The organism is Peribacillus sp. V2I11, from assembly GCF_030817135.1.
GTDB classification, from domain to species: domain Bacteria; phylum Bacillota; class Bacilli; order Bacillales; family DSM-1321; genus Peribacillus; species Peribacillus simplex.
On record NZ_JAUSYW010000001.1, the window covers coordinates 5,444,514 to 5,452,816 of the forward strand.

The 8,303-nt window shown below is 44.1% G+C and carries 9 protein-coding genes; all 9 read right to left on the minus strand.

The features are described from left to right. Positions 1-14 precede the first annotated feature (14 nt). Positions 15-1,430, minus strand: coding sequence for a cobyrinic acid a,c-diamide synthase CobB (locus QFZ73_RS26540; RefSeq protein ID WP_307272480.1), 1,416 nt, complete (start codon positions 1,428-1,430; stop codon positions 15-17). A 16-nt stretch (positions 1,431-1,446) separates the two neighbouring features. Further along, entirely contained in the window at positions 1,447-2,571 is a 1,125-nt protein-coding gene (locus QFZ73_RS26545; RefSeq protein WP_307272481.1) for a cobalt-precorrin 5A hydrolase, read from the minus strand. Continuing rightward, on the minus strand, positions 2,568-3,344 hold the full coding sequence (gene cobM / locus QFZ73_RS26550; protein ID WP_307272483.1) for a precorrin-4 C(11)-methyltransferase: 777 nt from the start codon (positions 3,342-3,344) through the stop codon (positions 2,568-2,570). The genes QFZ73_RS26545 and cobM overlap by 4 nt, the downstream gene beginning before the upstream one ends. Continuing rightward, positions 3,341-4,048, minus strand: coding sequence for a precorrin-2 C(20)-methyltransferase (cobI, locus tag QFZ73_RS26555; RefSeq protein WP_251431828.1), 708 nt, complete (start codon positions 4,046-4,048; stop codon positions 3,341-3,343). The genes cobM and cobI overlap by 4 nt, the downstream gene beginning before the upstream one ends. Beyond that, positions 4,041-5,255 carry a precorrin-6y C5,15-methyltransferase (decarboxylating) subunit CbiE gene (cbiE, locus tag QFZ73_RS26560; RefSeq protein ID WP_307273105.1) on the minus strand — a complete coding sequence of 405 codons (1,215 nt, stop codon included), beginning with the start codon at positions 5,253-5,255 and terminating at the stop codon, positions 4,041-4,043. Before cbiE ends, cobI begins: the two co-directional genes overlap by 8 nt. Further along, complete coding sequence (locus tag QFZ73_RS26565) at positions 5,239-6,351, minus strand: cobalt-precorrin-5B (C(1))-methyltransferase (protein WP_307272486.1); 1,113 nt, start codon at positions 6,349-6,351, stop codon at positions 5,239-5,241. The genes cbiE and QFZ73_RS26565 overlap by 17 nt, the downstream gene beginning before the upstream one ends. Positions 6,352-6,356: 5 nt before the next feature. Next, the gene (locus QFZ73_RS26570; protein WP_063233512.1) at positions 6,357-7,004 is read right to left on the minus strand and encodes a precorrin-8X methylmutase; all 648 of its coding nucleotides are present in this window, start codon (positions 7,002-7,004) and stop codon (positions 6,357-6,359) included. Positions 7,005-7,016: 12 nt separating this feature from the next. After that, positions 7,017-7,787 (minus strand): precorrin-6A reductase, encoded by a 771-nt coding sequence (gene cobK, locus QFZ73_RS26575; protein WP_307272488.1) that lies wholly within the window; start codon positions 7,785-7,787, stop codon positions 7,017-7,019. Next, positions 7,784-8,303 (minus strand): CbiX/SirB N-terminal domain-containing protein (locus tag QFZ73_RS26580; RefSeq protein WP_307272491.1); only part of this gene is annotated, 520 nt, incomplete at its 5' end. The genes QFZ73_RS26580 and cobK, both read right to left, overlap by 4 nt.

Genomic DNA, 8,303 nt, shown 5'->3' on the forward strand with positions numbered 1-8,303 from the left:
GCTAGCGCCTCCTCTTAATCTTCAAAAAATACCTTTTCCTTGTTGATAGTTTCATAGGTTGATCTGTTTTTTTGTTTTAAGCAAGCATCGATCCAGTTCTTTGCAAGTGTTGGATTGGAAGCAAAATGAAAATGAGTATACCCAGCAACAAGGTTACCTAAAACACACCCCTCTTGTTTCGAACCAAATCTGCCTTTGGCTTCATAAGCATGTGTAAGATCATCATCCGCTTCAAATGTCGAGTAGTGGAATTCATGACCTTTTGCCTGTTCAATTTCATTGATCAAAAAATTGCTTGAAGTTCCTGTAATTTCACGATATCCAAGTGCCGCAAGCTTTTTCTGCATTTTAATCCTGCCTGGTATCATTCCTGCCATCTGATGCGTTTCTCCTGAAGTTGTTTCAATCGATTTGCTCAAAAACATGAAACCGCCACATTCCGCTAGAGTCGGCATCCCCATTTCAATGGAGGTTCTTATGGATCTGATAGCACCCACGTTACGGGAAAGTTCATCGGCAAATTCCTCAGGAAAACCGCCTCCAAGGTATAAGCCATCAGCATCCGATGGAACTTCTTCCCCTTTTAATGGAGAAAAATACTTGATGTTCGCACCATATGCTTCAAGCAACTCAAGGTTTTCCTGATAATAAAAATTGAAGGCTGCATCTTTTGCGACGGCAATGCACACGTCCTTTTCATTTTGGTGTTGAAATATATTTGAGTTTCCACTGGAAACGGCGCTCGTCTTGGACAACCGGTACAACTGATCGATATCGATCGTTTCCATGACTAATTGTGCCAGCTTATCGAAAAACGGGTTTAGTTCCCCGCGTTCAATAGCAGGAATTAAACCCAAATGGCGGCTAGGAATATCAATATCCATTTCCCGCTTCATATAACCCAGCACCGGTACATCGCATTCTTGCTCAATGGCTGCTTTGACAATATTGTAATGGCCTGCACTTCCCACTTGATTGGCAATGACCCCAATGATGTTCGGACCGGTCGAAAAATCCTGAAAACCTTTTACAATGGCAGCTGCACTCCGTGCCATGCTGGCACAGTTGACTACCAATAGGACAGGGCTTTGCGTGATGATGCTGATTTCAGCCGTCGATCCTGTATTGGATAAAGGACTTTTGCCATCGAAGAAGCCCATGACTCCTTCGATGATTGATATATCAGCTCCGGCACCTGCTTTGTTAAGGATTTCCAGAACAGTGTCATGTTCGAACATCCAACTGTCAAGATTGCGTGAAATCCGTCCTGTAACTGCGGTATGATAAGTGGGATCAATATAGTCAGGACCACATTTGAACCCCTGAACAGTATAGCCTTTCTTCTGGAGGGCTGCCATGATTCCGATGGTCAATGTCGTTTTACCGACACCGCTTCCGGTACCCGCAATTACCAATCTTCTATCGTTCATATTTGTTTCTCCCTCCTTAAAAAGGAATGATCCCAACTGATATGGTTACGTTCCCCGATTTTTTCTTTACTAGCTCCAATTTATCAGCTTTAGTATAGATCCTAACAGCAGGTTCACTCACACCATATGCACCTGTGTATTTAAATACAGTATCGGATGGCGCTTCGATTTTGGCTTGATTAAGTTCTTCCGGTTCATAATGCACGAATTCCCAGCCATATTTTTCAACTACTTCAATCAAGCCGATTTCGTCTTTCTTTATGGAAATTGTACAGAGCGCTTTAACGCTTTTTAAAGAAAACGATAATTCGGCTAGTGTTTCTGCAATCACCTGCTCAATTTCTGCAGCAACTGTTCCCCTATTGCACCCGATACCGAGAGCAATGACTTTCGGACGATATACGATCCCATTTTCCAGGATCCTCTTTTCCGACTGGCTAAGCATGCGGTGAGTCACGACCAGAGCTGCTTGCGGCTTTGCTTGAAGCGCTTCTTCAATGGATCGGTATACGATTATCCGTTCAGGTAATGCCGTTTCATAAGGCCACCAGTTCCGTTCGCCTGACTCCTGTACAACGGCAACATGCTCTTCATTTACAACGGACGCACTTACTGGCGTCAATTTTTCTGCGGAATCCCAAATCCAACCGAAGCGCTGGCCGAATAAGTCGACAGGAATCGTTTTTTGTACATCCGAGGCCGTGGTGATTATAGCTTTTGCGTCAAGTGCTGCAGCCACTTCCTTAGTCAGTTCATTTGCTCCCCCAAGATGCCCTGACAGTACACTGATGACATTTTCCCCTTTATCATCAATGACAACGACACCTGGATCCGTTTTCTTATCCTTCAAAATTGGCGCAATCATCCTGACTACTGCCCCGAGTGAAATAATTAATATGATCCCTTTATATTCCTTGAATAAAGCTGGTAATAGCATACGGACACTGCCCGAAAAAAGCTGGATCTGTTTATGCTCTTCGTCCCCTTTTTCAAACTTGCTCATGTAATATAGATCGGAATTCGAAAAAACGGTATGTAATTTTCGTGCCAGCTCGACACCATGCTTTGTAATCGCCACGATCGCATAATTATGAGACCGTTTAATGGGAGCAAGTTCCGCTTCTTTCAATTCAATGATCATGGCTTAACACCTTTTCTGAAACCGTGGGTAAAACTCGCATCATATAGTTTGGAACGGTATTCATCTTTATCATGGATAGTAGGGTCTAACGCCCATCCAGCCAAAATCATTGCATGCTTGCGGATACCGTTTTGACGCATATCATCATCTAAGTTCACTAACGTGGTTCGGACAATTTTTTGGTCCGGCCATGTTGCCCGTTGAATGACAGCTACCGGAGTATCATCCTTCCAACCGGCTTCCTGGAGTTCTTTAACGATTTTTTTGGTCAAGGTCGCACTCAAGAAAAGGGCAATCGTACAGTGATGACTTGCCAAATCACGTAGCTTCTCAAATTCCGGAACGGGCGTACGTCCTTCAGCCCTCGTTAATATGAGTGTCTGAGTTAAATCTGGGATGGTCAGCTCTGCTCCTATTGCCGCTGCTGAGGCGAATACCGAACTTACGCCAGGTATCACCTCATAGCCAATACCCTCTTTCTTCAATAAGACAATTTGTTCCATGATTGCGCCGTACATGGCAGGATCCCCTGTATGGATTCTTGCAACCATCTTTCCTTCTTTAACACGATCAACCATGATGCCAACAATTTCTTCCAAATGCATTCCAGCTGTTTTTAGCACCTCGGCATCGGGTTTTGCCTTAGCAATCAATTCTTCATTCACTAATGAATCCGTATATAAAATCACATCAGCCGTTTGAAGAATGTTCAATCCTTTTACAGTAATCAAATCCGGGTCACCTGGGCCAGCACCTACAATATATATCTTCATTTTCTCACCACCATCAATGTTAAGTATTCCAGTTCAAGTCCTTCCAATTCACTCACTTTCCAAATCACTTCTTCATCGGAAGTGACTTTGGTTACGACCGAGGCCTTTTCAAGCAAGTCCAAATCTTTTAAAACGGTAATCATTAAATCGATGACCTTTGCCACTTTGATGAACACCACGGCATCATGATCTTCGATCGCCTTCTTCATCGCTTCATAATCATCCCTTGCAGGAACTATCGCAACATGATCATCACCATCAGCCAAAGCGATGCCCAGCCTTGACGCTGATCCATTAAAGGAAGAAATGCCCGGGACTGTCTTGATTTCGACTTCGGGATGCAATTCCTGCATCAATTTCATCATATGTATGAACGTACTATATAAAAGTGGATCGCCTTCCGTAACGAAAGCAACATCTTTTCCTTCATATAATTTTTGCCAAACTTTTTCAACCGTTCCGTTCCATTCCCGATCCAAAATCGCTTGATCTTTCGTCATCGGAAAAACAAGGCCCAGCATCTCCTTCTCTTCAGGTCGAATGTAAACTTCAACGATGCGATGGGCGTAGCTTTTACTCCCTTTTCTTTTTTTGGGATACGCAATGACCGGAGATTCCTGAATCACGCGAAATGCCTTTACTGTAATAAGCTCTGGATCTCCGGGGCCTACGCCCAGGCCATATAATGTACCAAGATTACTCATTCATGTCTTCCTTTCGTTGTGCCGTAATGATATAAACCGGATTAAGCGGTACAAACCTGTTCATTCCCAATATTGGCTTACTTCTGGAGATTTGCGCATGCATGATGGAAGTGTGAAATCCAGCTTCCGCAAATGCCTCATTAGCCCGGTAAAGATTCTCAATCGTCGCAGCATTTAGAACGATCCTGCCGCCTTCTTTAAGCCGTTTGCAGCATGTATTGATTAGATCTGCCATTTCTCCGCCAGTCCCGCCAATGAAGATCGCATCAGGATCCGGAAAAGTTTCTAATCCCTGCGGAGCTTTTCCATGAATAGCCGTTATATCGGTACGGAATTTACGTTGGTTTTGATAACAGTTTTCTAAATCCGGCTCATTTTTTTCAATTGCGAAGATTTGGCCTTCTGAAGCAAGCTTAGCCGCTTCAATTGCCATTGATCCCGTACACGTCCCAACATCCCAAACTATGCTGTTTTTCCTGAGCTTCAACGCATGCAGGCTTAATACCCGAATTTCCTTTTTGGTTATGAGTCCCTTATCCGGTTTACGCTGCGAAAATTCTTCATCTTCTATCCCCAAGGACCAGCTTGGACCTTCTGATGTTCTTTTCAAAATGACGACATTCAACGGGGAGAATTCCCGCTCCACCATTTCATCAAGTTCATACCAGCCAGAGTTTTCGGTTTCTCCTTGAAGATTTTCAGCCACAAATGCCCGGTATTCAGTCATTCCGAATGAAAGGAGATATTTAGCCAGTTGATTGGGACTATTTTCGATGTCCGTAAGCAAGGCAACTTTCGCTTTCCCATCAATCCTTTGGGCCAGCCCTTTCATGCTGCGGCCATGAATACTAACTAGGAAGGCATCTTGCCAGCTTTCCCCCATTTTTGCAAAAGCAAGCTGAATGGAACTGAAATATGGGTAAACCTCCATGTTGATTTTGCTGGAAAGATAGCCTCCCATTCCATAAAACAATGGGTCACCAGAAGCTAAGACAACTGTTGGACGAATTTCATCCTGCAGTTGTTCTACCACCTCTTTCAAACCGCCCTTTATGACAATCTTCTTGCCAGTATAGTTCGGAAAGAAGGATAGGACCCGTTCACCTCCGACCAGCACTTCACTTTCTTCTATCCATTGGGCATATTGGGGCAGTAAGCTTTCCTGACCGTTATCCCCTATCCCGATTAATTTAATCGATTGTCTCAATTCCAACAGCCCTTCCCAGTAATTGTCCTTTCAACGAATAAATCGCCGTTTCCATTTCAATCCCGCCCTTCACTTGCTTTATGGCAGAGTGACAGCAAGATTCACATAGTTTATTAAAAAAATCAAAATTATTGATCGCTGACATCATATCTCCGACTTGTGAGGCTGTGTTTGCATTCTTGATTTCAAGAACAAGTTCATCTTCTGCTCCGACGCTTTGGGCTATTTCCGATAGAAAACCAAAGTCGACCGGGGCACTTTTTGAATGCACCATCATCACACCTTGGGCCACTTTGGAGAATTTACCCATCATGCCGACCAGTGAGACCTTTTTTATTCCCTGCCTCTTACATTGCTTAAGTGAGAAGCCTACAAAGTCACCCATTTCAATAAAGGCTTCCTCAGGTAAATCCCGGAGAAGGCCCATTGCATACTTTTCACTGCGCCCGCCAGTGGTTAAGACAAGATGCTCACACCCACTCGCTTTGGCGACACTGATAGCCTGGACGATACTTGCCATATAGGCGGAACTGGAAAAAGGGACGACGGTGCCCCTTGTTCCCAAAATGGAAATGCCTCCCACAATCCCCAAACGGCCATTTAATGTTTTTTTCGCTATTTCTTCACCTGCTGGCACGGAGATGACGACTTTCACTCCTCTATTGATCTTAAATTCTTCCAATGTTTGTTGCACAGTGGTTAAAATCATTTTGCGCGGTACAGGATTAATGGCCGCTTCCCCTACAGGGACGGGAAGCCCAGGTTTGGTCACACGGCCCACACCAATCCCTCCATCCAAGATAATCCCAGGTGCATCCGACCAGCTGACAGTAGAGATAATATGTGCCAGATGGGTGGCATCGGGATCATCTCCGGCATCTTTAATCGTTTCCGCACTAACCGCATTTTCCGATATATCATATTTCTCAATAGTGAAAGTGGCATCTCGGCCGATGGGCAAGGAAATCGTTGCTTCCTCAAGTGCATCACCCGTGATCAAAGCGGTCAATGCCGCTTTGGTCACGGCTGTCGAACATGCTCCCGTCGTATACCCATGACGCATTTGTGAGGGGTCTTTTTTCACTTTCTTTTCCATGTTTTTTAACTATCAGCTAAAAGGGAAATCGCGTTCAATGCTGCAACAGTGACAGTACTTCCACCTTTTCGGCCAATATTCGTAATGAATGGCACTTCTGTGATCTTAGCCAGTTCCTCTTTAGATTCCGCTGCAGAAACAAACCCAACAGGCATTCCAATGATTAAGTCCGGTTTTGCAATCCCTTCTTTAATAAGGCGAATGAGCTCAAGTAAAGCGGTAGGTGCATTGCCAATGGCATAAATGCCCCCTTCATTTTCATTTACGGCTTTTTGCATCGAAATGATCGCCCTTGTCGTATTCAAACGTTTTGCTTCGACCATCACATCCGGATCTGAAATATAGCAATGAACGTCCCCGCCGTGTTTTTGAAATCTTTTTTTGCCTGTACCGCTCTCGATCATTTGCACATCCGCAATGACATGTCTACCTTTGCGAATGGCTTCCACACCAGCTTGAATGGCATTTGGATGGATGATGACACTTCTTCCTAATTCAAAATCCGCTGAAGCATGAATGACCCGGCGGACGATCTTCCATTCATCTTCAGAAAAATCATGATTGCCCATTTCTTCAGCAATGATTGAAAAGCTATAATCATATATTTTGTCCGGGTCTACCGTTAGTGGTTTAAAATCAGTTTTAAAATCCATCTTGCATTCCTCCTATTTTTCATTTAGCTGTTTTTTCAACTCGGCAATGACATGTTCAAAACTGGAATGAACATTTTGATAGTCCACATCCGGTCGCGATATCATAATCGTCTCTATTCCACATTCCAACGCGGCTTCCAATTTCTCGTCAACCGCTCCGACCTTGCCACTTTCTTTGGTTATCATCAATGTGACGCCATACTGTTCATATAGAGCTTTATTTAATTCTTTGGAAAATGGACCTTGAATCGCAACGATATTTTTTTGTTCAATGCCCAGCTGCGCACATTTTTCCATATTGTCCATGCGGGGCAGCATTCTTGCTATGACTCTGGTATTCTCGAGCCCAACCAATTCTTTTGCGAACACGGCTAGGGTTTTACTTCCGGTCGTGAGCATGATGACTCCCCGTTTTGAAGCGGCAAGTTTGGCAGCTTCCTCATAATCACGGACAACTATCAATTTATCATTCTGAAACCGTTGACTTTCACGCTCATAACGAATATAAGGAACATTTGCTGCCTTTGCTCCGTTAAGGGCGTTTTTGGATGCCTCTTCCGCAAATGGGTGACTTGCATCAACTACAGCATGAAAACCTTTTTCAGAGATTAAAGATGTCATATCCTCTGCAGTTAATCGGCCAATCCGGGTAGATATCCCTGCATCTTGCAAACTCTTAGCCGCCGACCCGGTTACAACAGTTGCCAAAACCTTGAATCCCACCTGCTGCATCTCAATCGCTAATTCCCTTGCATCACTTGTACCCGCCAAGAACAAAATCATTTTGACGTCCCCACCACTTGCCCATCATGATCGTGATCGTGGTCGTGATCATGGTCGTGATGGTGGTCGTGGTCATGATCGTGGTCATGATGGTGATGATGGTGGGCATGTCCATGTTCCTCGACATGTTTACGATAGTTTTCCAAATCACGTGCCCCACTTGACCTGCCTTCACTAGCTTCAATTACTCGTTCTTGGAGAATGTTCTGTAATGTTGGATGATACCCAAAATACTTCGCCAAAATGAATTCTCGATCATGATATTGCTCTTGATAGCCTTTAAGCATATCCTCCATTCTTACCATCAACACCCCTGTGAAGAGGAAATATGGCAGCATCACTACTTTTTTTGCCCCTAACCGGATGCATCGTTCAATACCTTCATCAACGTGCGGGTCCGTTACACCCATGAAAGCTGTTTCGACCCATTTAACGTTTAATTTTTCCCATAATAATCGTGAAATTTTATATATATCACTATTTGCATCAGCATCACTGCCACCTCGGCCAATTAGC

Excerpts from the sequence above, each read along its gene's own strand:
- QFZ73_RS26540 (WP_307272480.1), bottom strand. The coding sequence starts at position 1,430 with ATGAACGATAGAAGATTGGTAATTGCGGGTACCGGAAGCGGTGTCGGT.
- QFZ73_RS26545 (WP_307272481.1), bottom strand. The coding sequence starts at position 2,571 with ATGATCATTGAATTGAAAGAAGCGGAACTTGCTCCCATTAAACGGTCT.
- cobM (WP_307272483.1), bottom strand. The coding sequence starts at position 3,344 with ATGAAGATATATATTGTAGGTGCTGGCCCAGGTGACCCGGATTTGATT.
- cobI (WP_251431828.1), bottom strand. The coding sequence starts at position 4,048 with ATGAGTAATCTTGGTACATTATATGGCCTGGGCGTAGGCCCCGGAGAT.
- QFZ73_RS26565 (WP_307272486.1), bottom strand. The coding sequence starts at position 6,351 with ATGGAAAAGAAAGTGAAAAAAGACCCCTCACAAATGCGTCATGGGTAT.
- QFZ73_RS26570 (WP_063233512.1), bottom strand. The coding sequence starts at position 7,004 with ATGGATTTTAAAACTGATTTTAAACCACTAACGGTAGACCCGGACAAA.
- cobK (WP_307272488.1), bottom strand. The coding sequence starts at position 7,787 with ATGATTTTGTTCTTGGCGGGTACAAGTGATGCAAGGGAATTAGCGATT.